Source organism: Furfurilactobacillus cerevisiae, assembly GCF_048961765.1.
GTDB classification, from domain to species: Bacteria; Bacillota; Bacilli; order Lactobacillales; family Lactobacillaceae; genus Furfurilactobacillus; species Furfurilactobacillus milii_A.
Genome location: NZ_CP185253.1, coordinates 1,286,152 through 1,310,925, shown reverse-complemented (window position 1 = coordinate 1,310,925; position 24,774 = coordinate 1,286,152). Strand labels below are relative to the sequence as shown.

Genomic DNA, 24,774 nt, shown 5'->3' with positions numbered 1-24,774 from the left:
CCACCCTACATTTCGTCTGGTGATTCAACGCCAAGCAACCGTAGACTTTCCTTCAACACGATGCTGACACTCTTAACAAGCGCTAGACGAGCGTTTAAGCCATCATCTTCAACTAAGACTTTCGAGTTAGCGTAGTACTTGTTAAATTCACGCGCCAAATTGATTGCGTATTTTGCCACGACAGATGGTTCGTACTCTGTAGCCGCCCGTTTGATAACATCACCAAACTCACTCAACGCCTTAATCGTGTTCCAAGCCGCTGGATCGTCAATGCTGATGTCATCCAAATCAAACGTCGTCTTGTTGGCTTTCCGTAACATACTTTCAGCCCGTGCCCGTGCATATTGAACGTACGGACCAGTATCACCTTCAAAACGAACCACTTCTTCAAGATTAAAGTCGAAACTGTTCAGCCGTTCGTTCTTCAAGTCATGGAAAATTACAGCCCCCACACCAACTTCATGAGCAACCTCATTCTTGTTAGCTAATGATGGGTTCTTTGCTTCGATTTGTTTCATGGCCAAATCGATGGAATCTTTTAACACATCTTCCAGTAGGACAACCCGCCCAGAACGCGTGGATAATTTTTGACCATTCAAGGTAATGAGACCAAACGGAATGTGGTGAATCTGGTCGGCCCAGTCAAAGCCCATTTCCGTCAACACTGCCTTTAATTGTTTGAAATGGTTAACTTGTTCCGCACCCACAACGTAAAGAGATTGGACAAACTTGTATTCACGTTTCCGATAAATAGCAGCAGCCAAATCACGTGTGATGTACAATGTCGCACCATCTGATTTTTTAATTAACGCTGGGTTTAAGTCGTACTTGTCAAGATCCACAACTTCTGCACCATTACTTTCATGCAAAAGGTGCTTATCTTCAAGAATCTGGACAACTTCGTCCATTTTGTCATTGTAGAAGGCTTCACCATTGTAAGAATCAAACTTCACGCCTAATTCATCATAAATCCGCATAAAGGATTTCAGTGATTCTGAACGGAACCACTTCCATAGGCGAGTTGCTTCTTCATCACCATCTTCAAGCTTTTTAAACCATTCACGGGCGTCTTCGTCCATTTCCGGATGCTCTTTTGCTTCCTTATGGAAACGAACGTAGTATTCAAGCAACTTATTGATGGGATCTGCCTTCACTTCAGCTTCAGTCCCCCACATTTTATAAGCCTGCATTAACTTACCAAACTGTGTGCCCCAGTCACCTAAATGGTTGATTTTAATTGGATGATACCCAGTTTTGGATAAAATATTGGCAATCGCATTACCAATCACTGTGGACCGCAAGTGACCCATCGACATTGGTTTAGCAATGTTCGGTGACGACATGTCGATTGGCACATTACCACCATTACCAAGGTTTTGAGCACCGTATTGATCTTTATCAGTTAAGATGGCCGCCAACGTGGTTGCAGCAAAGTTGCCCTTCTTTAAGAAGAAGTTAACGTAAGGACCAACTGCCTGAACTTTTTCAAAAGTTGTTTGGTCAATTTTGTCTGCCAAATCAGCAGCAATTAAATTAGGTGCTTTATGGAGCGTCTTAGCTAATACAAACGTTGGAAATGCTAGGTCGCCAAGGTCAGAAGTTTTCGGCTGTTCAATTTTGACAACAATATCCTCAGCTGTTAATTGGCCATCTAACGCCTCACTGATAGCTTGCGCAACTTGTTCGCGATTATTCATCAAATCTCCCTTTCATGGTTCAAATTCTAAATGTCGTGTTAAAAAACAAAAAACGTCCCTTACATGTGTATGTAAGAGGCGATTTTTCCGCGGTACCACTCTTTTTGATCAGGTCATTACCCAATCCACTCATTTAATATTTAACTTTAACCGTTTGACACGCTTCATCTGCTCTCTTGATCGCCTTCCACCAACGCGACTCGCTTAACAAAACCAATACAGACTACTTCTTCAAACGTGAACGCAAGCTATTATACCAACTACGGCTGTGAAACACAATATTATTTGCTTGAGTCAAATCGCGTTTTGCTGCCCCGCTGACACAGCCAGTCTATAGGTCAATTAATTTACCAAAGCTTGTGACATTTCCTGATGCGCAATACCAAAATCATCAAATGGTTTAGTAGATTGTAAAATTAATCCGAACGCTGTTCGGACAAAAAAGATCAGCTTCCTTTAAAATGGTGTTTACAACAAACCCATCTTTTAGGAGCTGATCTTTTGTCTAGTATAACCTATTCCGAACGAATTAAAATCGAAACCTTTTGTGAACTAGGGCTGTCCAATATCCAAATGGGCGTTCGGCTGAACCGATCACCGTCAACAATTTCTTATGAATTATCTCGATGTCAACCTTATCAGGCTGAATTAGCACAAACAGATGCCGAATACAAGCGATCACGATGTGGTCGGAAAACTAAGCTGAGCGATGAGTTAAAGCAAACAATTCTCAACCATTTACATCTAAGCTGGTCACCAGGAATGATTGCTCACGAATTTAAACTAGCGACTAAATCTATTTATAATTGGCTAAATCAGGGGAGAATTGGTTTCTCCTTGAATGATCTACCTGAACATGGCGTACGCCAACGGCGTAACGTTGACCAACGATCCAAATATAATCAATCTTTGGGGCGATCGATTGAACAGCGTCCCATGATGATTAATCAACGTAATCGCATCGGTGATTTTGAACTAGATACCGTCGTTGGCCCTCGTGGGCATAGTAAGGCAGTTTTATTAACTTTAATCGATCGCAAATCACGGTTCCTTTGGGCATATCGGTTAAAGGACCGAACGACAGCGAGTGTTAATGAAGCACTGACTAAGTTCCTAACAACTTTTAATGGACCGGTGCACAGTTTTACTGTGGACCGTGGTACTGAGTTTAGTGGGCTAGTATCATTTGAATCACAATATGGTATTAAGACCTATTACTGTCATGCTTATACGCCAGCTGAACGTGGTAGTAATGAACGCTTTAATCGGAATTTACGTTATTTTTATCCTAAGGGGACTCGTTTTGAGCACATTAGTGCTCAAGATTTAACGACGACGTTACTCCAAATTAACCAGAGACCGCTTAAAATACTTGACTGGAAAACACCGTATCAGGTTATGCTGACCAATTTGTCCAAAAATTCGGATTAAATTTGCAATCTACCGTTTACTCATAATTTCAAACCCCATTTGTTGATAAAAGGCAGATAAATAAACTTGTGCCTCAATATCAATAACCTTGGCCTCCGATTGCTTTTTAATCCAGTCAATTGCCGTTTGGACCAATTCACGCGCTAAACCGTGACCACGAGCCGTCTTGACAACCAGAACGCGTCCAATATGCCAATGATCTGTTTGCGACTCATCACGGTAAATTCGGCAGTACGCTTGTACCTGACCGTCTGCAGTTGTTGAAAATACATGCTGAGCAGTTAAGTCTACGGTGTCCACTTCGGGATAGGCACAAGCTTGTTCAACGACAAAGACATTCGTTCGTGCACGATAAATTTCAAATAATTCCCGTGTTGTTAACGCCTCAAATTCTTTTATCATCATGTTCTTGACCACCCTTTTCTGAAAAACGTAAAACTGCCTGTTGCACTTCCGCAAAATTAGCACAAATTGTTGGCGTTTTTGCGGCCTGAGCAATGAGCAAACGAACCTTTTGTCGATCATTTTGGTTATATTGGTGCTGCCACCGATGCATATCTTTTAATCCTTGCCAAGTCGGTTGATAGTCTGCATGTTCTAAATGCAACAACTGCTTTACAAAACGTGAGTCAATCTGCCAACGAACTTTTTTGATACTCGGTTCGAGTAATATACATAAGTCCGCACGCTCAAATATTGTCGTCTTGCCAATCCAGCCTAGTTGAGCGCCTTCAACAATAAAATTCTGTCGTTGACAGATTTCATTCACCCTTGCAATTCGGTCTTTTTCCGGCCGTTTTTGAGCAACCGGTCCACGAACCCAGGTAATATCATCCAGTGACCACGCGGGCCACCCGGTCTGACTAGCCAATTTTCGAGCAATTGTTGACTTACCACTACCAACTGATCCACATAAATAAATTTTCATTAATGCGCCGCATCTTCAGTCGTTGTTTCAGATTGGACTGTCGGATTTGGCATGACGTGGCCAAATGTCCCTTGCCAAATTTGTTCATGATGATTAATGATTTGAGCAGCTGTCAACCCATTACTGGCCATCGTCGAAGACAACCCTTGCATGATTGACATGTCAAATCCTTGATCATGACCAACTCGCATAGCGGTATCAACACAATATTCCGTTTGAAAGCCGCAAATTTCAACAAATCGAACGGCCCGATGATGCAACAATGATGCCAACCCTGTTTCATAAAAAGAATCTGAATGGTACTTCAACATGACTCGATCCGTTTGTTGACGATGTAGTTGTGGTGCCAACATCCACGGGTCAGAACCATAAACAAATTCATCATCCGTATGTTGAATGAATAATAGCGGTTTATTTTCTGCACGATAGGCATCAATCCGATCATTAATTTGATCAATGACTTGCTCATAATTGGCTGCATTGACCATTCCCTTTTGTGCATCGATCACTAATAACGCGTCTTGTAACATGCTGGGCCACTTCCTAACGTTAAATTTGTTAACCATATTACCACTAGTTTTACCGCAAAGTAGTGAAAGTTTGAAGCGGCATAAACAACTCACAGATGTGTAAAGCCATTAAAACGCTAGTAATTTTTTGGAGACAACCTTCTGCCGTTACGCTGACCAGAAACGCCGTTCCATGAGGACCAGTCTCAGCCTCCTGAGGCTCGGAGTCTTCTACCTTGATTATGAGCCGAAGTACCCGTCTCATAAGTCATCCCGCAACACTAAGCGGCCAAACTCCTGCCGCCAAGTGTTGCTCACACGGAACTGTTTCCGGTCAGCTCCACTCCTGTAGTAAACGATTATAGTAAATGACTAATCTTTCTGATAGCTACTGCCAGATGATCATGACAGGCAGCTTGCCACAATTTCAACCGTAGGCGTAAGTCACCTCTGTTCTACCTTTCAGTTTGCAATCATAAAAAAGTCCCGAAAACCATAACAGTTTTCGGGGCGTAACTAATTCAATTAGAGCAGTAACCCAACACGGTAGTGAATAAACATCGTAATCAAACCGACAATCACGTTTCTAATAATCGCCGTCTTAGTCAAACCATCACCTAGTTTGGCACTTAAATAACCAGTTAAAGCAACCGATAGTGTAACGGCCAAAATGGTCATTGGCCACTGGATACTGACCGGTGAAAAAGTCATGGCAAATAATGGGAAGATCCCACCTGTCGATGCCGCAATCAGTGAGGAAAAAGCGGCGTTCCATGGATTCATGTAATGCCCTAATTCAAGGTCATACTTAATTCGTGCCAGCGTTCCCAGCGGATTTTTTGTCATCAATTCGTCAGTGATTTCCTGCGCTGTTTGTTTGGTGACACCCCGACTAACGTAGTAATCACGGACAATCGCAGCTTCTTGATCAGGTTGCGTCTTTAACAATTCACTTTCCTGCGTAACCGCAGCCCGCTCAGTATCTTTTTGTGAACTAACTGAGGCATATTCGCCAGATGCCATAGAAAAAGCACAAGCTAATAAATCGGACAATCCGGCAATAAAAATTGTAAATTGATTTGTCGTTGCGACGGCAACAGAAAATAACACCCCGACAACGGTTAAAATACCATCGTTAGATCCCAAAACACCAGCACGTAACGTATTTAAACGCTCAGCCATGGTCATTTTAGTTCGTTTCTTTGGTTTAGTTGGACTTACTTGCATGAAACACTACCCCTTTTCTCTATCTCTTCAAACGCCAATTTTCAACACATGACTAATGGGCAAATAACAACCCGATGGCATATGTGACCGCCATGGTTAATAAGCCTGAAATGACGTTTCTCATGGTTGCTTTGCCACGGTTGGCGTGTCCCAATGAGGCAGCGATGTAACCTGTTATCGATAATGCAATAATCACGGAAATCACGGTTGCCAGCACCCGAATTCGTGCTGGAAAGAACGTAATGGCGACCAGCGGTAAAATTGATCCTGTCGGAAATGAAATCATAGACGCAATCGCTGCACCAATGGCACTAGTTTTAACCTTTGGATCAAACCCATAACGTTCACGTACACCAGTATATAGCGGATCGCCAGACATCATTTCATGAGCAGCGCGATTGGATAACTGTTCCGAAATCCCCTGTGCCATATACTTATCTTTAATAAAATCAATTTCTGTATCCACATGATTGTCAACTGCGCTTGTCTCACGTTGAATCGCACGCTTTTCAGAATCACGTTGCGTACTAACGGAGACCCATTCCCCCATTGCCATTGAGATTGTACCAGCCAGCATACCAGCAATCCCTGCTAGGAAAATTGCCCGAGGACTGTTGGTTGCACCAGCCACCCCAATAACGATACCGGCAACGGACAAAATGCCATCGTTGGCACCCATGACGCTCGCCCGCATGATGTTTATCCGCTGGGCAAGCGATGCACCTTTTTTACTTTTTTGCGGTTGTGTCGTTTCCACGTGATTGCCCCTTTTCAATACCTGAATCACCATTTATAATAAATGATGATTCAGGTATATTCTCTCTATTTAGAATCATTCTAACATGCATTTATATATTAGCACACTGATTGGAATCTGCAAGTAATCAGTGTGCCTTTTTTCATCTTTTTTCAATCACCTTTAACAATAGGCTATTTTGATGTTTTTTCAACACCCTTCATATTTTTATATGGCTACCCTAACTTTAAAGATTCATTTTCTTAATCCATGTAACTTAAAACAGGTTCGTTTGATTCAGGCAATCACCTGTTTCAAACGAACCTGTTTCATTAATCAATTTAATTTTTAGAATAAAGTAGATTGTAAAATTAATCCGAACGCTGTTCGGACAAAAAAGATCAGCTTCCTTTAAAATGGTGTTTACAACAAACCCATCTTTTAGGAGCTGATCTTTTGTCTAGTATAACCTATTCCGAACGAATTAAAATCGAAACCTTTTGTGAACTAGGGCTGTCCAATATCCAAATGGGCGTTCGGCTGAACCGATCACCGTCAACAATTTCTTATGAATTATCTCGATGTCAACCTTATCAGGCTGAATTAGCACAAACAGATGCCGAATACAAGCGATCACGATGTGGTCGGAAAACTAAGCTGAGCGATGAGTTAAAGCAAACAATTCTCAACCATTTACATCTAAGCTGGTCACCAGGAATGATTGCTCACGAATTTAAACTAGCGACTAAATCTATTTATAATTGGCTAAATCAGGGGAGAATTGGTTTCTCCTTGAATGATCTACCTGAACATGGCGTACGCCAACGGCGTAACGTTGACCAACGATCCAAATATAATCAATCTTTGGGGCGATCGATTGAACAGCGTCCCATGATGATTAATCAACGTAATCGCATCGGTGATTTTGAACTAGATACCGTCGTTGGCCCTCGTGGGCATAGTAAGGCAGTTTTATTAACTTTAATCGATCGCAAATCACGGTTCCTTTGGGCATATCGGTTAAAGGACCGAACGACAGCGAGTGTTAATGAAGCACTGACTAAGTTCCTAACAACTTTTAATGGACCGGTGCACAGTTTTACTGTGGACCGTGGTACTGAGTTTAGTGGGCTAGTATCATTTGAATCACAATATGGTATTAAGACCTATTACTGTCATGCTTATACGCCAGCTGAACGTGGTAGTAATGAACGCTTTAATCGGAATTTACGTTATTTTTATCCTAAGGGGACTCGTTTTGAGCACATTAGTGCTCAAGATTTAACGACGACGTTACTCCAAATTAACCAGAGACCGCTTAAAATACTTGACTGGAAAACACCGTATCAGGTTATGCTGACCAATTTGTCCAAAAATTCGGATTAAATTTGCAATCTACCAATTTGCAATCTACCATACATTAAGAAGAATTTGCAAATTAACGATATTTTTCGCCGTTTTGTTGCAGATGAAGATTTATGGCCCTATTCAATTGATGAATCCATCTTAGACATGACTCATTCTTATAAATTATTTGGACAACAACCACAAGAAGTTGCCAAGCTCATTCAACACACAATTCGCAGAGAGTTAGGCCTGTACGTCACAATTGGTATCGGTGAAAATCCTGTGCAAGCTAAAATCGCTTTGGACGTATACGCTAAACACGCCCCAGATTTAATCGGTGAAATCCGCTACGATACTGTTCCAAGTCAAATCTGGACGATTTCGCAGCTGGACTCTGTTTGGAGCATCGGTCATCGAACAGCCGCTCATTTAGAACGAATGGGAATTCACACGATGAACGATTTGGCCCACCATAATCCCTACGATTTGACCGCTGAAATGGGAATTATTGGTGCCCAATTATTTGCTTTAGCATGGGGTATTGATCGTAGTCAAATACGTAAACGTGTCAAAGTTCATGAAGCTAGTCTAGGAAATTCACAAGTATTACCACGTGATTATAATGATCAATTTGAAATTGAAACAGTTATTAAAGAGATTGGCGAACAGGTTACGGCTCGTTTGCGCCACCACCACAAACTAGCAGGCTGTCTTTCTCTCTCCATTGGTTTTTCCTATGCTGCTAGCGAACAAGATGGCCGCGGCGGTTTTCATCAATCGATCCGCATTGATCCAACTGACAGCAACAAAATCATTGTGACTCAACTAACCAATATGTTTCGCAACCACTGGCAGGGTCAAACTATTCGTAATATTGCTGTTTATACATCACGGTTATCCCCTAATACTGGTCAGCAACTTGATTTATTTTCGGACCCTCAACGACAAATTAAGAACGCCCGCTTTGAGGCTATTGTTGACGCTATTCGTGACCGTTACGGTTTTCGTGCCATCGTCTTTGCTCGAAGTATTATTCACGGCGGCACAGCTATTAACCGTGCCTCACTGGTGGGAGGACATAACGGAGGAAATGCATATGAATAAAGATTTAGATTTAATTTGCCAACGCATCGATGAACTATTTCTACGGCAGTACAATACCCGCTATTGGCTGCAGATTGTCGATGATCCCTATGACAAAACGTATAATTTTTTCTTTGACAGTCTAAAAAAGGCTCATCGAGAGAAATCTGTCCCCTTACATACTGTCACCATTTATGATCTAACGTATCTTGAGGAGCTTGTTGATGATATTCAAAAGCACACCCAATTGAGCATTCAGTTTGAAGGTTTTACTGGTCAACAGTGGCCAAAGTCACAACGGATCATCCAAAGAAAGAAGCATTGGGATGAGTGATGAAAAGTATCCTGATTACGATCCTAAAATTGTGCAAGACTTTTTCGACAACCATTATGTTGATCGTGGCATGCTCAAGTGGCAAGGTTATTATTTATCAGATCATACTAGCGCTTTAAACAAAGAAGCAGAAGAAAAGCAGCGTCACTTTGAACCCAAACCACTGCAATCTATGACCGAAATAAGCCAGCGGCTGGCCACAGCATATGCCAATATTTATCGTGTCAGCATCCAATGTTACGCCCACAATAGTGAGGGTAAACTCTCTGCTGACATCATCGGTCATGTGAAGGGCTATGATGATGTCAGTGTTTATATTGAAGAGAATGGTTTTCTGCGTCTTGACGATATTCGCCATGTCACAGTGTTAAAGCCATAATTATCATTTTTATTCGCTGGCGTCATTAAAACATTGTTTTACTAAAGAAAAGCCTGTTGGCACATTGGGTAACAAGTTTTGGAGTAGTCACCATATAAATTTCGTTTGACATGTTTCTCATTGTCGTTTAATATGTTTTTAACTTAATTTTTCTGCTGAACTGATGTGGTGGATGCGTTAATTAGTGATCTAAAGAGAGCGCCAACGGCTGGAACGGTGTGTTGACTGATTAACTAAAGACCCATTAGAGCGTATTTTTTATGAGAAATACCGGTGTTACCCGTTATCGTAAACTGCATATTCGTGTGCAGTAAGGAACAACAGCCAAATTGCCTGTTGCTCGAACAAAGGTGGTACCACGTGTAAACGTCCTTTGAATCCATGTTGATTCAAAGGACGTTTTTATTTCTCATTTTTAAAATCAAAACAGTCAGATATAGAGAAAAGGAGTTTGCAATGACAAACGAAACCAAAAACAACGACAACGCTCATCTGCAACGATCATTAACAAGCCGCCATATTACAATGCTGGCATTGGGTGGTGCTATCGGTGCTGGTCTGTTTAAAGGCAGTGCCAACGCCGTCCATACTGCCGGTCCTTCGGTTATTTTATGTTACCTGCTTGGTGGTTTAATTCTGCTATTCATCATGCAAGGCATGGCCGAAATGGCCGCAAATAATCCATCCGCCACCGGCTTTTCAGGTTTGCTACAACCAATTCTTGGTCCCTTTGCGGCTTATTTAGTGGACTGGGCCTACTTTACGATGTGGTTTGTGGATTTAACAGCTGAAGCCGTGGCCGCGGCCAGTTTTATTCAAGTCTGGTTTCCAACCGTTCCTACCTGGCTAATTGTTTTAGTCATTGCGGTCGTCATTTCTGGCATTAATCTACTTTCGGTCCGCTGGTTTGCCGAAACAGAATACTGGCTAGCCATTATGAAAATTGCGGTTATTATTTTCTTCATCTTCGCTGGTATCTTCCTAATTGCTCGAAACATGATGACCACCAATCATGCATTTGTTAATTTAACCGTTCACGGTGGCTTCTTCCCTCATGGTGCATTTGGCTTTCTAAGCGCTATGTTGATCGTAATTTATTCGTTTGCCGGCTCAGAATTAATCGGGATTACATTAGGCGAAGTGAAGGATCCACAAAAAGTCATCCCGCACGCAGTTCACGGCATCATGTTCCGGATCATTTCATTCTATCTGATTCCCTTTTTCATCATCGTTACCCTTTTTCCATGGGATCAGTTAACGGATAAAGTCAGTCCATTTGTCTCAGTGTTCCGGTTATTAAACATTCCGTTTGCCTCCGACATCGTTAACTTTGTGATTATTCTAGCGTTGATTTCCTCCATCAATTCTGGTATTTACTCAGCATCACGGCTCTTATTTGTTCAAAACCAACGCAACAAACGCCAAACGAAGGTTACATCTGCCTTAACCCGGTTGAATAAACATTTTGTCCCTTACATGGCCGTCCTCATGTGTTCACTATCTTTATTTGCCGGCGTACTGCTTACCTACTTTATTGGTAATACATTATTTGATTATTTAGTCGGCTCAATTAGTTATACAATTTTAGTAATATGGATTCTACTTTGTCTGGGTCATATCCGCAGTCGTCGCTATAAGTTTGATGACACTACCTATCATGTTAGCTTGTACCCATGGACATCGTACTTTTCTCTGATTGCATTAGTACTTGTCTTCTTTGGTATTCTTTTCTCTACTAATATCATCGTCACAGTACTGACCATAGCGATATACGTTGGTATCTGTGCTTACTATTATTTTACGCAGCGTGAATCGTTGTATGAAAAATCAAAAATAAATAAGTAACCCTTTCACTGACCCTGTCTGCATTTAAATCACATTGCAGACGGGGATTTTTTAATAATTCAATTATTTTCTTAGATTATCATTTTAGTAAAAAGTAAATTTTGAAAAGCTGTTGTTTAACCTATTAATAATAGTCATTGACGTACTGTGCAAGTTTTCATATCATTTCAATCATCCTCCTATCTTTTCTCATAATAGTTTTCAATGCATCATATAAACTCAGGTCCAAATACTGACGACATAAAAAGCTGAATTTTATTGGAGTCTACAATAATGAACGACGTATTTGCCTTTCTGCTGTTGCTCTCTGTCATTTTTCTTTTTATCGCAATAATTCTTTGGATCTTTTTATGGCTTAAAAAGAAATCATTGAAGTTAATTGAAATCACAACAATATTGTTGGCTTTACTTGTAATAATATTTTTTAATGCATCGGGACTTAATTCAGACCCGTCCAATACAAGTTCCTCAAAAGAAGACAATTGGTCCTTTTCTAAAGATGAAACGCAAACTAATGACAGCTCCGAAGATGACACTGATGATGCAGAAAACTCGACCAGTTCTTCCAACGGCGAATCAAATCAGAGCGCTGCTCACTCTGCCGCAAGCGATGCATCATCCGAAAACGATTCAAACAAAGGTTCTAACAACAAAATTTATGGTCAACTAACTGCTAAAGGTGAAAACTTATCAGATGGAGCATATAAGGACAAAAATTTAGATTACGTAACTTATGGTGTTAACAGCGATATGTCAATCAATGTGGTAAAAGAAGATTTTTCTGATCTACCCTTGGATCCCAAATTAGACGCACACGCCATTAATGAACATGTTCACGACTTTATGGAGGACGATGCTTCAAAAGCTTCTACAATTTCCGACGAAGATTCAAGCTATTATTCAGAAATAATTGATAAAAGCTATCAGGTGCATTTTGAAAAAAATGACAAAGGTGAAATAATAAACATCAAAATCTTCAAACAAGACGCTTAAATCTACCTAAATTAAGCAATTGGCCCCAATAAATCAACCAAATACCACAATGGCTTTCAAAAATATTGTACAAAAAAAGTGCTTATCACTAAGCACTTTTTAAAAACTTTTTAAGCGGGTGACGAGAATCGAACTCGCGACACAAGCTTGGGAAGCTTGAATTTTACCACTAAACTACACCCGCATTGAACCAACTTTTATAGTGTAGCATAGCGCCCTCAATCTGTCATTACTGATTTGGACGTTTGGACTAAAAATCGAAGGATCAACCCCACAAAAAATCGCCGAAAACTTTTATCAAGTTTCGACGATTTTTTAAATGTTTCTACACACCCTGAGCTGGAGGGCGTTAAAGATGAATGTAAGCCGTGAACGTGTTGTTAATCAGGCGTTTTATGCCGGATTTACAACACAGGACGGTTGACAAGACTTCGAACTTCAGAAGGCTTAAACCGGTCCCACGGCGGCATTCGTCTTTGACAACCGCAAACGTCAGTCAGAACAGACAACATTTAGATCACGTGACGTTCAAATGGTTCGTCGCTGATACCTTGATCCAAAATAGTCTTGCACCATTCCTTGGCTGAGAACAAAGAGTGGTCACGGTAGTTCCCACAACTGTACTTGCCAGTGCCTTGAACGTCCTTCCATTCAATCGTGTCGCGAATTTCTTCCAATGAGCTCTTCAATGCTTTGGCAACTTCTGTTGTTGAGTGTTCACCCCACGTAATCAAATGGAAACCAGTCCGGCAACCAAATGGTGAACAGTCGATGACGCCGTCCATGCGGTCACGTAACAAACCAGCTAATAAATGTTCAATGGTATGTAAGCCGGCAGTTGGAATCGCGTTTGTGTTTGGTTGTACCAAACGCAAGTCATAATTTGAAATAGCATCACCCTTTGGACCATTTTCAACCGTAATCAAACGAACATATGGTGCCTTAACCTTCGTGTGATCCAATGTAAAACTTTCTACTTTTGCCATAATCTACTCGACTCCCTTATTTTTTTAGTGCACTAATCGGTTTAATAACTTCAACCTTCGTGCCATGGAATTCATTCTTAATATAACGCTGAATGCCCTTGTTACGATAGAGCTTAACCAACTTTTTAACGGATTTATTATTCCTGTACTTATCACCGGCTGCCAAAATGTTGACATCTTGGTTCGTTTCACGGCTGACCTTTTCATGTACCAATGAGTCCTTAAGAACGTTTAAACCGCCATCTTGTGCGACCGTATTGGACATTAACACAACATCAACATCTGATAACACTCGTGGTCCAGTTGAACCATCAATTTGCCGAAATTTTAATTGGCGCGGGTTACTCTTGATGCCACTCACATTACCAAGCGCATTGAAATTAGCCTTCAATGTAATCAATCCAGCCGTCTTTAAGAGCTTCAGGCCACGGGTTAAATTGGCCGGATCCTCCGGAATACCAATAGTTGCCCCTTTTGGTAACTGTTTTAAATGCTTAATCTTCTTCGAATACATTCCCATTGGTTCTAGATAGGTCGTACCAACTGCCGTTAACTTCTTCGTCGGATTTTCCTTGTTATAAGCCTGCATATAACTAAATGACTGAAATGCATTGACCGGAATCGTTCCATCGCCAGTAGCCTGATTTAACTGAACACTATCCGTTACTTCTTTAACGTGAATTGTGAGGTGCGCTTGTTTAGCCGCTGATGATTTAGCAATGTGCCGCCAAATTTGAGCATCTGTTCCCTGTGTCCCAACGGTCACACTGCTTGCACTAGCGCCGGTCGATGTTCCTAATCCTAATACCAATCCCGCTGCAATGGCGACAGCCACTAGAATTTTTTTAGAATGTTTGATATAGGGTAGATTGCAAATTTAATCCGAATTTTTGGACAAATTTGTCAGCATAACCTGATACGGTGTTTGCCAGTCGAGTATTTTAAGCGGTCGCTGGTTAATTTGGAGTAACGTCGTCGTTAAATCTTGAGCACTAATGTGTTCAAAACGAGTCCCTTTAGGATAAAAATAACGTAAATTCCGATTAAAGCGTTCATTACTACCACGTTCAGCTGGCGTATAAGCATGGCAGTAATAGGTCTTAATACCATATTGTGATTCAAGTGATACTAGCCCACTAAACTCAGTGCCACGGTCCACAGTAAAGCTGTGCACCGGACCATTAAAAGTGGTTAGGAACTTAGTTAGTGCTTCATTAACAGTCACTGTCGTCCGATCTTTTAACCGGTATGCCCAAAGGAACCGTGATTTTCGATCGATTAAAGTTAATAAAACTGCCTTACTATGCCCACGAGGACCAACGACTGTATCTAGTTCAAAATCGCCGATGCGATTACGTTGATTAATCATCATGGGACGCTGTTCAATTGATCGCCCCAAAGATTGATTATATTTGGATCGTTGGTCAACGTTACGCCGTTGGCGTACGCCATGTTCAGGTAGATCATTCAAGGAGAAATCAATTCTCTCCTGATTTAGCCAATTATAAATAGATTTAGTAGCTAGTTTAAATTCGTGAGCAATCATTCCTGGTGACCAGCTTAGACGTAAATGGTTGAGAATTTTTTGCTTTAACTCATCGCTCAGCTTAGTTTTCCGACCACATCGTGATCGCTTGTATTCGGCATCTGTTTGTGCTAATTCAGCCTGATAAGGTTGACATCGAGATAATTCATAAGAAATTGTTGACGGTGATCGGTTCAGCCGAACGCCCATTTGGATATTGGACAGCCCTAGTTCACAAAAGGTTTCGATTTTAATTCGTTCGGAATAGGTTATACTAGACAAAAGATCAGCTCCTAAAAGATGGGTTTGTGGTAAACACCATTTTAAAGGAAGCTGATCTTTTTTGTCCGAACAGCGTTCGGATTAATTTTACAATCTACCATAGATTACCCTCATTCATAACTATTTTGATAAATCCGTTTAAAACTCACCGGTTGTCTGGCCTACTTCTCATCGACGCCCCAAACTTCTTCGGCAATCGATTTAGCTAACGCAATCTTAGCCCACTGATCATCTGGCGTTAAAATGTTGCCCTCTTCTGTTGAAGCAAAACCACATTGTGTACTCAAACATAAACAGTCCAACGGGACAAACTTTGCGGCTTCATGAATACGATCAATAACCGTTTGCCGATCTTCGAGCTTGCCATCTTTCGATGTTAATAATCCCAGCACAACCAATTTGTTATCGCTAACCTTTGCCAATGGATCAAAACTACCTGAGCGGTCTGAATCATATTCCAAATAATAGGCATTAACATGTTCCTGATTAAACAATGGATCTGCAACTTTGTCGTAACCACCAGCGGCAGCCCAAGTTGAGTGATAGTTACCACGGCAAATGTGAGTATTGACAGTTAAGTCTGCCGGTAATCCGTCAATCACAGAATTGTTAATGTTTAAATATAATTGTTTTAGTTCGTCGTCAGTTGTTGGTTCACCACCTGCAAGACCATTAATAAAGTCCTTTGGCAATGTTGCCACCAACATTCCCCAAGTACAGTCATCCAATTGAATGGTGCGTGCACCAGCGTCATACAAATCAGTAATAACTTGTTTATAAGCCTTAGTAATATCAGCGAATAGTGCGTCATCAGTCGGATATATCTTCCGAACCTCGGGCAAATTAGTTGGGCTCAATAATTCAACCAACAATTGCGCTGGTGCCGGCAAAGTTTGTTTGACCTGAACACCCTTGCTGACATGAGCCTGAGTAAATTTAAAGTGATCCACAAACGGATGGTTGTGACCATCAATTTTATCGGTTACCGTAACGGTCGCTTTACGTGTTTCTTCACCATGGAAGAAATAACCATGTTCAGGGACTTTATACGAGATTCCTTGAAAGCCCCAGAAAAAGTCGAGATGCCACCAACTTCGACGGAATTCACCATCTGTGACCGCCATGAGGCCAGCAGCTTCCTCCTGTTTGATTAGGTTAATAATTTCAGTGTCTTCAACAGCTGTCAATGCAGCACGATCAATTTTTCCTGCAGCAAATTGTGCCCGCGCTTGCTTCAAGGTTTCTGGTCGTAAGAAACTGCCGACAATATCGTACCGAAATGGTGACTTGGTCCGTTTAGAAAAAGAAATTGCTTCACTCATATTCAAAAGCCTCCTGAAAGATGTTGTCGCTGTATGCGCCATTTTTAATTAAAAAACATTGATAAACAAAAAAATCCGTCCCTAACTGTCACTTCTGACAATCAGGGACGGATTTAACCGTGTTACCACCCTTATTTACATCATTTTCACAAATGATGCCTCGACGGTACCTGTTGATACCCGGCAAGTTAACGGTTGCAACCGTTCGGTCGGCGTGAACCGACTGAATCGCTCAGAGCTCATCTTCATCACTGTGTCATTGTCCCTTTCTCACCAACCGGGTTCTCTTTATCAACTGTCGAGCGATTACTCTTCTCTTCAACGCTTAATGTTTATCTAATGTTTTCTTAACGTTGAATTCAAGATACAGCGAAATAAATTTAGTGTCAACCACTTTTTTCAAGAAACTCTCAGATAATCACTTCAGTTGATGACAGCTAATTCGTTTATCATTGTGCTTCAAAGGCTTTAATACCGCGTTTCAAACGTCCTAAGCCATCTTGTAGTTCGGCGTCAGGGCAAGCCACATTCATCCGGACAAATAAATTGCCATCGCCACCATATTCCACACCATCAGACAAGAATAATCCCGTTTTTTGGCGAATAAAGTGACAAAGTGCCACCGAATCATTGGTAACGGCGGATACGTCTAACCACATGAGGTAAGTCGCTGCACCACTGGCAACCGTTACCTCTGGCAGTTCATCACCCAAAAAGGTCGCCACCGACCGTTTGTTTGCGGCTAATTGCTTTAATAGTTCGTTTAACCATGGTTCACCCTTAGTGAAGGCCGCTACCGCAGCATCGATTGCAAAAATATTTGGTTCAGCAATCTCATCGTTATTAATGCCTCGATCAATCCGTTCGCGAATGGCCGGATTAGGAATAATCATGCTCGATGTTTGAACACCCGCCAAATTAAACGTCTTTGTCGGTGATACACAAGTAATACTATTGTTGGCCAAATCGCTACTGATCGATGCAAACGGTGTGTACTGAACAGTTGGATCCGTGACAATATCACAATGAATTTCATCCGACAATACTAGCACATGGTGTTTCAAACACAATTCGCCAATCTGTTGCAAGGTTTCCCGCGACCACACTTTGCCAACAGGGTTAGCTGGATTACACAGAATCATCATCGTCGTTAATGGATCTGCCAACTTGGCTTCCAAATCATCGAAACCAATATGATACTGACCGTTTTCATAAACCAAATCACTGGAAATCTGACGTCGACCATTATTAATAATCGAATTATAGAAAATGTTGTAAACAGGTGCTTGGACTAAAATCTGTTCACCTGGATTTGTCATCCGCCGAACAGTCGACGAAATAGCTGGCACAACCCCGCTACAGAATAAAATCCAGTCCGTTTGCACAGCAAAGCCATGACGCTTACGCCACCAGTCTGCCACTACCTGATAGTAATTGTCTGGAATGATGGAATAACCAAAAATCCCCTTGGCAACCTTATCAGCTAACGTTGCCTTGATTTCTGGTGCCGTTTGAAAATCCATGTCAGCTACCCACATCGGTAACTCATTGTCGGCCACATCCCATTTCACTGAATTCGTGTGACGTCGATTAGGAACCGTTGTAAAGTCGTATGTCATTTCACTGTCACCCCAGTCTCCGTAATTGTTGTCTTGCTAGGATCGATTTGGTCCTCCTGTAAGATAACCTCACCAATGGCTGGCGCAGTAATTTCGCCACTGACAGGATTTTTAACACTGTCAATTTTAGTCGTGATATCAGCGTGAACGGATGAATATTCGAACGCCAGGTTGGTTTTGATCAGTGAACAGTTCTTCATGACCAAGTTATCCATGTAACAAAGCCCTTGTTCACTTTCGATCCGACAATTAACAAACGTAATGTTCTTTGAATTCCAACCTAGATATTCACCAATGATGGTGGAATCATAAACAGTCACATTTTCACAGTTCCAAAAGGCGTCCTTTGATAGCATTGTGGCGTTGTGAATTTCAATATTCCGTCCACCGTCAAACGAATAGTTACCGGACAATTGAAAATCATGGGCAACAATGTTTTGACTGTTCATGCCAAAATAATCGCCCTTAGCGGACACATGGTCCAAAGTGATGTCGTCACAACTCCACAATGTTTCCTGAGCAATTGGCATTTGCACATTGGTCAAGTGAATGCCACTGGCACGACGAAATGTTTTCGGTGCCTCAATTAAACACTGTTTCATATCAATGTTGTGTGTATACCAAATGCCTGAACGTGCTGTTTCCAGTAGTGTCGTGTTAACTGCACTGACATCCGTACAGTACCAAAGTGGATATTTCCATTCAAACGTATCGTGTTCTAGCGTCAGGTGATGGCCCTCTTTAAGAGGTGATTCCCCATCCGCAAAAGTCGTGTTGGTAATATTTAAATTAGCGGCATTGAATAATGGCCGTTCACCAACGTATTGTTGTTGATCAATATTTTTCAAAAAAGATTCGCTTCTTTCATGTTCAAGTTCTTAAAACTTCAGTTAGCCGATTGAAGGTAGCTAACTAACTGTTACTACTTTACCCCCTTCGAGCAACTGTAAGGCAAACTTTTTCAAAAAGAATTTTATGCTTCAAAATAAACTTTCATATTTGATACCGGTCATAAAAAAAGATTCCTGCGGATTATACACCACAGGAATCACTTTGAATTATCTGCTAACAGAACTCACGAACTAGCAGTTATTATTTTTTCTCATCTTCCGCATCATCGGCATTTTCTTCATCCGGATCCGGTTCTGGCACTGGTGCAGCTTTAATGACCTTAATATCACCGTTCTTAACGACGGCACGACGATTCATTTCACTGACAGTCATGCTGTCAGCGTCATTGTAATCATCAATCAATACAAGTGCCGAATTTTCATAAACTTTTTCTAATTCGCCACCGAAATTGTGTTCAAACGGTCCAAACTTTTTCGCAGTGACAACATCACCAACATGTAATTCAGCCATTAATTTCACCTCAATTCCCGTCCTCTTCGGCAAGAAGATAAACGGGTTATTCTGGTCTTATGCCCAACGCATACGAGTTTGTATATTATCAAAAAAACAAGTGGATTTCAAGTCTTATGTTTCGAACTTTAACTATCCTGCTTCGTACTGTGTTGTCCAGCTCGACTTAACCCGTGTGGGGCTTGTGTCGAATTTGGGACACTGATTTCTGTGTGATCACCCGTCCCAGATTTCGCCGTCACTTGTTTAGCCTGCTCATTTTGATCATGCATGTATTGTAAATTATGCAACTGTCGAATAGCACGCAGGTAAGACGGAATCAAAACGATACAGGATCCTAGCCAAGCCAATGGCTCCGCTGATACGGCTCCGGCATAGCCTAAGGGGCCAACTAAGAAAAAGGCCGTGAAAGAACGCATAACGAGTTCCGCAATGCCGGCAAAGGTCGGCATTGCTTGCTGACCAACACCCTGTAACGTGTTACGAATAATGAACAGTACAACCAGTAACACGTATGAACTGGCAATCACGTTGAAGTAGGTTTGCGACAACCTCATGACGGCTGGGTCATGTCCACTAATAAAGAGGCTCACTAACGCCTTACCGAAGATAATTTCCAACGCACCAATCACAATCGCAAATGAGCTGGATAAAATCAGCGTCTGACGAACACCTTTAATAATACGGTTATATTTACCAGCCCCAATGTTTTGGGCCGCAAACGTCGCCATGGTTACGCCAAACGAGGACATCGGCATTGTGGCAATTTGGTCAATCTTGCTGGCAGCTGTTGAAGAAGCAACCGAAGCGGTTCCTAAACTGTTTAAAGCCGCCTGCATAACAATGGCACCAATCGCGATTATTGACATCTGAAAGCCCATCGGCAACCCCGTTGCGAAATGTTCCCACAATTGACCAGCTCCCGCACGCATGTCCTGACGGTTGATTCGCAGCAATGGTACGTGGCGCCAGATGTAAATCAAACATAAACCGGCCGAAATAACCTGAGAAATAACGGTGGCTAATCCTGCACCAGCAACGCCCATATGAAAAATTAGAATAAACGCTAATTCCAACACAACGTTGACGACCGTCCCAACGATCAAAAAGTATAGCGGAGTCCGTGAATCACCCAGCCCACGGATCATGTTTGATAACAGGTTGAAGGCAACGGAGGCAAAGATACCAGCAAAAATAATGGAGATAAAAATTAGGGCATCGTGATAAATTGCTGCTGGTGTCTGCATCAAGTGTAAAATGGGATGGACAAAAGCCAACGAGAGTACTGTCAGAACAACGGTTACAAACAAACTGATCCAGATGCTCGCTGCAAAGCTTTCACGAACGCCCTTCAAGTCCCGTGCGCCAAACCGCTGTGCTGTCACAATCGAGAGACCAGCCGTCAGTCCTTGGGCAAACCCGATAATTAGAAAACTAATGGACCCCGTTGAACCAACTGCGGCCAATGCGTTGACGCCCAATGTTTGACCAACGACCAACGTATCTGAAATGTTGTATAATTGCTGAAATAAATTCCCAATAAGTAGGGGCATCGTGAACAAAAATATTAATTTGATTGGATTCCCCTCAGTTAAATCGTGCACGTGACCCCTCCTTAAAATTGTCAGACCTGCTCATTTTTGTGATGCATATTAAGGCCTGTATAAACATTGATTGTACCGCTTAACGACACGGTTTAACAATGCTAAAATAGCTTCAGTTTCATGTCAAGTTGATTCACTCAAAAAACTTGATTCAGAAAGGAAAAAATATGAATTTTTTAATTGCCAGTCATTTTTGGATTGCCATTTTACTAGTTCTGACAGTTCTCGCTGGTGTGTTCAGTAAAACAGAAAAGCGCGTCAAATGGTGGCTAATGTGGAGCAGACTACTCTACATGGTGATGATTATCACTGGTTTCATTGCTGCAACCAAGACCTGGTCGACAGTTCCCATCCTCACGATTTTAAAAGGTGCGTTGGCAATTCTGCTTATTGGCGTCGTTGAAATCGTCTTCGCTAGAAAGCAAGAAACCCACGTCACTCCCTGGCTGTATGTCGTCCTCGGCTTGCTGTTTGTCGCCACCATTATCCTCGGCTACACCATTTACAGTTTGACTGCCTAATCATCAGAACACAAACAATCCTTACCGTGACGGATAGAAAGCTTCTTTTCATTCATCACAGCATATAAAGACAGCTCACATTTTTGAAGTGAGCTGTCTTTTTTGTCGCTATCTTATCTTCCATGGGCAACAATGGCCCAAGCTTTAGCAATATTAACCTTACCAACGAGATAATATTACGCTTCAATATCCGCAATTACTTGTTTGGCAACAGCCATGTCAGTCGGATATGGTGTGTCTACCCCGCGAATCTTTTGATAAGGATCCTCACCCTTTGCTGCCAACACAACGACATCATCAGCATGACTATCACTAATAGCTTCACGGATGGCAGTTGGTCGATCAATCTGAACGTGAACATCAACCCGGTTGTGATCAATATGTTCATCAATCTGTTGGGCAATGTCAGCGGGATTTTCAAAACCAGGATCATCAGCGGTTAAGTAAGCCACGTCAGCCTCTTCGTTCAGCGCTTTTCCGAAACCTTCTCGGCGCGAAATTCCCTTATCGCCGGGGCTACCAACCACTACAATGATCCGGCTGTCAGCATATTGCTTCCGCAAGAACGACAGCAAAGCTTTGACGGATGCGTAATTGTGAGCATAATCAACAAACACCATTCCGTGATTCTTGGTGGCAACCGATTCAAACCGACCGGGTACCGTGATATCTGGCAATGTCTGCTGGGCTTCGGTAGCTGTCGCTCCAGCTAGCCCAGCGGCAATGATTGATGCCACCGCGTTATTTTCATTGTAATCACCAGGCAATGCCAATTGATATTCGCCATCCAAATTCAGTTTGGCTGGCGCTAGATCCGTATGCGACACCGTAAATTTAGCATCCTTCAGGGTATCTTCATTGCTGTGATAGCGGAAGTCGATTGGTACATCAATACTTGGCTTGTAGCCATCCCGAGCATACAAATAAATATCTTCAGGTTCCGTCGTTGCCTTGGCCGCCATGTAAATGTCTTCTAAGTGATCTGTTTCTGCATTAATAATGCACTGACGAGAATTGACTAAGAGCTGTAATTTACAGTGCAAATAGTCAGCAAACGTTGGGTGCTCGTTGCGCCCGATATGATCTGGCGTGATGTTCAAAAAGATTCCAACATCATACTTCAAGCCATACACACGATTCTTCTTGTACGCCTGTGAAGACACTTCCATAACCAGCGTCGTCATGCCAGAATCAACGGCTTCACGCATATCATGAAATAAATTGAGTGATTCAGGCGTCGTAAGATCAGACTTAAATTCTTGCTCTGGTTTAGGTCCTAAAATCCGATCAATGGTTGAAAATAATGCGGTATGTTTATTTGTCGTCTGTTGCAGAATGCCTCGCGTAAAGTATGCAGAGGTTGTTTTCCCCTTAGTCCCTGTGAACGCCACAATAAATAGATCATCTTGTGGGTAGCCAAAAAAGGCAGCACTCAATAGTGACATCGCTTTTTGAATATCCGTCACGATAAAGCCAGTGGCCTCGGACTCTTTAGCCGCAACTTCTGACACATAGGCCGTAACACCTGCATCGACCGCCGTAGTTAAATACTCCGGCTTGAAGTTACCTTTACAGAAGAATAAACCATTAGGCTTTGCTGTTCGTGAGTCGTATGTGACATCGGTCACTACTAACTGATCATTGGCATTTATCACGTTGGTCAACAAATGGTGCTCACGTAAAATCGTCAAAATTTCTGATGCTGATAATTGTAATTTCGCCATGCGTTCCCAAACTTCCCTTTATCTTTCTTGAACATCCAGTATACACCAGAACTATCAACCAACGCCGCCATTTTTCTTAACAACTAAACCTTTGACTAAACCTTAAGTATTCTTTTTTAGTTAGTTACGACATTGATGACATACAAAAAGTTACTGGTGCATTTCTGTTCTGTCTGGGAACCAGTAACTGCCCTCAATCGTGTCCAGTAACGTGACTAACTGTTTAGTTTCTTCGATATCGTGAACCCGCAGAATACGACCACCGTGTAAATACATATAGGCCTCGGCAATCAACGTTACGGATAAGCGATCTTCCTTTGCAAAACCGAACAGTTTATGACCAAAACCCTTTCGCGAAATGGCGATCATAATTGGCCGTTCAAACGGTAAAAACTGGTTGATGTTACGCATCATAGTGAAATCCTGGTAGCCATCAGCCACTTTGGCGTAACCAATCCCTTCATCCAGAGCAATCCGTTGTTCATTGATACCAGCGTGTTTCAGCGCATCCAAATTTGTTTTAAAGAAATCTGTCATTGCCGTCGTTAAATTATCGTATTCGCGGGCACGACTTTCATGCATCGTTAACAAACCAACGTTACTCGAGGCGAGCAACGGCAGTTTGTCAGGATTATCAGTAAAGGCGTTAACGTCATTAATGATATCAACCCCTTCGTCCAATACCGCCTTCATTACCGGTAACTTATAAGTATCAACCGCGATTCCCAAATCAGGATATTGCGCCTTAATGGCCTTAATATAAGGCATAACCCGTTGAATTTCATTTTCAGGCGTAATCTCCGTAAAGTGCGGTCGCGTCGTCTGACCACCAATTTCAACCACGGGCACACCTGCTTGGGCAAACTCACCAGCCCGTTTCAACACGGAATCCATATCATGGTAGCGGCCACCATCGTAAAATGAATCAGGACTGACGTTTAAAATTCCGTAGATCAGTGGTTTGGCGGTCACATTAAAATCAAAACGCCCTGCCTGCCAATGAATTTCATGTTGATGCCGAATCGTGCCGACGCCTTTTGCCAGCACATTATTATCAAACTGGCGACTCAATTGCTGTTCTAAAACTGGCAAAGCGGCTTCATTAACCAATGTTTGCACAGTACTACCAGTCACTGTGACCACGGCATCAAGATTGCCCATCAAGTTGACTAGTCTGGTTCGATCATCCGCATTGTCGAGTTCAAACATCAATGCCAGCTGACGCTGATGTTTGATGGCATCTAGCAAAGCGGCCTCGGCCAGACCATTAGTTTGACTGAGGTCGTCAGCGTTTATTTCTGTAACTTTCATGTCGTATCC

23 protein-coding genes, 1 tRNA gene, 1 pseudogene and 1 other annotated feature are annotated in these 24,774 nt (G+C 42.0%); of the genes and pseudogenes, 8 read left to right on the top strand and 17 right to left on the bottom strand.

Annotated elements, in window-relative coordinates; translation table 11 throughout:
• Positions 1–5: 5 nt before the first annotated feature.
• Positions 6–1,697, bottom strand: coding sequence for an arginine--tRNA ligase (gene argS, locus ABUE36_RS06245; protein WP_421017394.1), 1,692 nt, complete (start codon positions 1,695–1,697; stop codon positions 6–8).
• A 501-nt stretch (positions 1,698–2,198) separates the two neighbouring features.
• Here argS and ABUE36_RS06240 point away from each other — a divergent pair.
• Positions 2,199–3,128 carry an IS30-like element ISLpl1 family transposase gene (locus ABUE36_RS06240; protein WP_096109805.1) on the top strand — a complete coding sequence of 310 codons (930 nt, stop codon included), beginning with the start codon at positions 2,199–2,201 and terminating at the stop codon, positions 3,126–3,128.
• Between the two features lie 9 nt (positions 3,129–3,137).
• On the opposite strand, the gene ABUE36_RS06235 is transcribed toward ABUE36_RS06240, so the two are convergent.
• The 5 genes from ABUE36_RS06235 to ABUE36_RS06215 all read right to left on the bottom strand — a co-directional run bounded on the left by ABUE36_RS06235 (position 3,138) and on the right by ABUE36_RS06215 (position 6,582).
• Entirely contained in the window at positions 3,138–3,533 is a 396-nt protein-coding gene (locus tag ABUE36_RS06235; protein WP_421017393.1) for a GNAT family N-acetyltransferase, read from the bottom strand.
• Positions 3,514–4,056 (bottom strand): hypothetical protein, encoded by a 543-nt coding sequence (locus ABUE36_RS06230; RefSeq protein WP_421017392.1) that lies wholly within the window; start codon positions 4,054–4,056, stop codon positions 3,514–3,516. The genes ABUE36_RS06235 and ABUE36_RS06230 overlap by 20 nt, the downstream gene beginning before the upstream one ends.
• Positions 4,056–4,586: an isochorismatase family protein gene (locus tag ABUE36_RS06225; RefSeq protein WP_421017391.1), complete on the bottom strand. Its 531-nt coding sequence runs from the start codon at positions 4,584–4,586 to the stop codon at positions 4,056–4,058. The genes ABUE36_RS06230 and ABUE36_RS06225 overlap by 1 nt, the downstream gene beginning before the upstream one ends.
• Positions 4,587–5,090: 504 nt before the next feature.
• Positions 5,091–5,792 (bottom strand): VIT1/CCC1 transporter family protein, encoded by a 702-nt coding sequence (locus ABUE36_RS06220; RefSeq protein ID WP_421017390.1) that lies wholly within the window; start codon positions 5,790–5,792, stop codon positions 5,091–5,093.
• 52 nt (positions 5,793–5,844) lie between these two features.
• Positions 5,845–6,582, bottom strand: coding sequence for a VIT1/CCC1 transporter family protein (locus ABUE36_RS06215; protein WP_421017389.1), 738 nt, complete (start codon positions 6,580–6,582; stop codon positions 5,845–5,847).
• Between the two features lie 402 nt (positions 6,583–6,984).
• Here ABUE36_RS06215 and ABUE36_RS06210 point away from each other — a divergent pair, with 402 nt between their 5' ends.
• The 6 genes and pseudogenes from ABUE36_RS06210 to ABUE36_RS06185 all read left to right on the top strand — a co-directional run bounded on the left by ABUE36_RS06210 (position 6,985) and on the right by ABUE36_RS06185 (position 12,509).
• Entirely contained in the window at positions 6,985–7,914 is a 930-nt protein-coding gene (locus ABUE36_RS06210; RefSeq protein ID WP_096109805.1) for an IS30-like element ISLpl1 family transposase, read from the top strand.
• Positions 7,915–7,926: 12 nt separating this feature from the next.
• Positions 7,927–8,979: pseudogene (locus ABUE36_RS06205) on the top strand (excinuclease ABC subunit A); the annotation flags it as partial.
• Positions 8,972–9,292 (top strand): acetyl-CoA carboxylase, encoded by a 321-nt coding sequence (locus tag ABUE36_RS06200; protein ID WP_421017388.1) that lies wholly within the window; start codon positions 8,972–8,974, stop codon positions 9,290–9,292. The pseudogene ABUE36_RS06205 and the gene ABUE36_RS06200, both read left to right, overlap by 8 nt.
• A complete protein-coding gene (locus tag ABUE36_RS06195; protein ID WP_161003332.1) occupies positions 9,285–9,671 on the top strand; it encodes a hypothetical protein in 387 nt (128 codons plus the stop codon). The genes ABUE36_RS06200 and ABUE36_RS06195 overlap by 8 nt, the downstream gene beginning before the upstream one ends.
• A gap of 456 nt (positions 9,672–10,127) precedes the next feature.
• Positions 10,128–11,516 (top strand): amino acid permease, encoded by a 1,389-nt coding sequence (locus tag ABUE36_RS06190; RefSeq protein ID WP_421017387.1) that lies wholly within the window; start codon positions 10,128–10,130, stop codon positions 11,514–11,516.
• Between the two features lie 273 nt (positions 11,517–11,789).
• Entirely contained in the window at positions 11,790–12,509 is a 720-nt protein-coding gene (locus ABUE36_RS06185; RefSeq protein WP_421017386.1) for a hypothetical protein, read from the top strand.
• Between the two features lie 113 nt (positions 12,510–12,622).
• Here the strand turns inward: ABUE36_RS06185 and ABUE36_RS06180 are convergent.
• The 9 genes from ABUE36_RS06180 to ABUE36_RS06140 form a co-directional block, all read right to left on the bottom strand.
• Positions 12,623–12,693, bottom strand: a tRNA-Gly gene (locus ABUE36_RS06180).
• A 328-nt stretch (positions 12,694–13,021) separates the two neighbouring features.
• Positions 13,022–13,495 (bottom strand): S-ribosylhomocysteine lyase, encoded by a 474-nt coding sequence (locus ABUE36_RS06175; protein WP_421017385.1) that lies wholly within the window; start codon positions 13,493–13,495, stop codon positions 13,022–13,024.
• Between the two features lie 16 nt (positions 13,496–13,511).
• Positions 13,512–14,354, bottom strand: a complete 843-nt coding sequence (locus ABUE36_RS06170) for a MetQ/NlpA family ABC transporter substrate-binding protein (protein WP_421017471.1) — start codon at positions 14,352–14,354, stop codon at positions 13,512–13,514.
• An 18-nt stretch (positions 14,355–14,372) separates the two neighbouring features.
• A complete protein-coding gene (locus tag ABUE36_RS06165; protein WP_421016461.1) occupies positions 14,373–15,302 on the bottom strand; it encodes an IS30-like element ISLpl1 family transposase in 930 nt (309 codons plus the stop codon).
• A gap of 161 nt (positions 15,303–15,463) precedes the next feature.
• Positions 15,464–16,624, bottom strand: a complete 1,161-nt coding sequence (locus ABUE36_RS06160; RefSeq protein ID WP_421017384.1) for a 5-methyltetrahydropteroyltriglutamate--homocysteine S-methyltransferase — start codon at positions 16,622–16,624, stop codon at positions 15,464–15,466.
• Positions 16,625–16,724: 100 nt separating this feature from the next.
• Positions 16,725–16,955 (bottom strand) — a binding site (T-box leader).
• A gap of 118 nt (positions 16,956–17,073) precedes the next feature.
• Positions 17,074–18,243 carry a MalY/PatB family protein gene (locus tag ABUE36_RS06155; protein ID WP_421017383.1) on the bottom strand — a complete coding sequence of 390 codons (1,170 nt, stop codon included), beginning with the start codon at positions 18,241–18,243 and terminating at the stop codon, positions 17,074–17,076.
• Positions 18,240–19,091: a DUF3737 family protein gene (locus ABUE36_RS06150; protein WP_421017382.1), complete on the bottom strand. Its 852-nt coding sequence runs from the start codon at positions 19,089–19,091 to the stop codon at positions 18,240–18,242. Before ABUE36_RS06150 ends, ABUE36_RS06155 begins: the two co-directional genes overlap by 4 nt.
• 244 nt (positions 19,092–19,335) lie before the next feature.
• The gene (locus tag ABUE36_RS06145) at positions 19,336–19,605 is read right to left on the bottom strand and encodes a hypothetical protein (protein ID WP_017261645.1); all 270 of its coding nucleotides are present in this window, start codon (positions 19,603–19,605) and stop codon (positions 19,336–19,338) included.
• Between the two features lie 128 nt (positions 19,606–19,733).
• Positions 19,734–21,209 (bottom strand): MATE family efflux transporter, encoded by a 1,476-nt coding sequence (locus ABUE36_RS06140; protein ID WP_421017381.1) that lies wholly within the window; start codon positions 21,207–21,209, stop codon positions 19,734–19,736.
• 167 nt (positions 21,210–21,376) lie between these two features.
• Between ABUE36_RS06140 and ABUE36_RS06135 the strand changes: the two genes are divergently transcribed.
• A complete protein-coding gene (locus tag ABUE36_RS06135) occupies positions 21,377–21,730 on the top strand; it encodes a DUF1516 family protein (RefSeq protein WP_421017380.1) in 354 nt (117 codons plus the stop codon).
• A gap of 176 nt (positions 21,731–21,906) precedes the next feature.
• Here ABUE36_RS06135 and ABUE36_RS06130 read toward each other — a convergent pair whose 3' ends face one another.
• Together ABUE36_RS06130 and folP are read right to left on the bottom strand one after the other, a co-directional pair.
• Positions 21,907–23,454, bottom strand: a complete 1,548-nt coding sequence (locus tag ABUE36_RS06130; RefSeq protein ID WP_421017379.1) for a UDP-N-acetylmuramoyl-L-alanyl-D-glutamate--2,6-diaminopimelate ligase — start codon at positions 23,452–23,454, stop codon at positions 21,907–21,909.
• Between the two features lie 150 nt (positions 23,455–23,604).
• Positions 23,605–24,765, bottom strand: coding sequence for a dihydropteroate synthase (gene folP, locus ABUE36_RS06125; protein WP_421017378.1), 1,161 nt, complete (start codon positions 24,763–24,765; stop codon positions 23,605–23,607).
• Positions 24,766–24,774 lie beyond the last annotated feature (9 nt).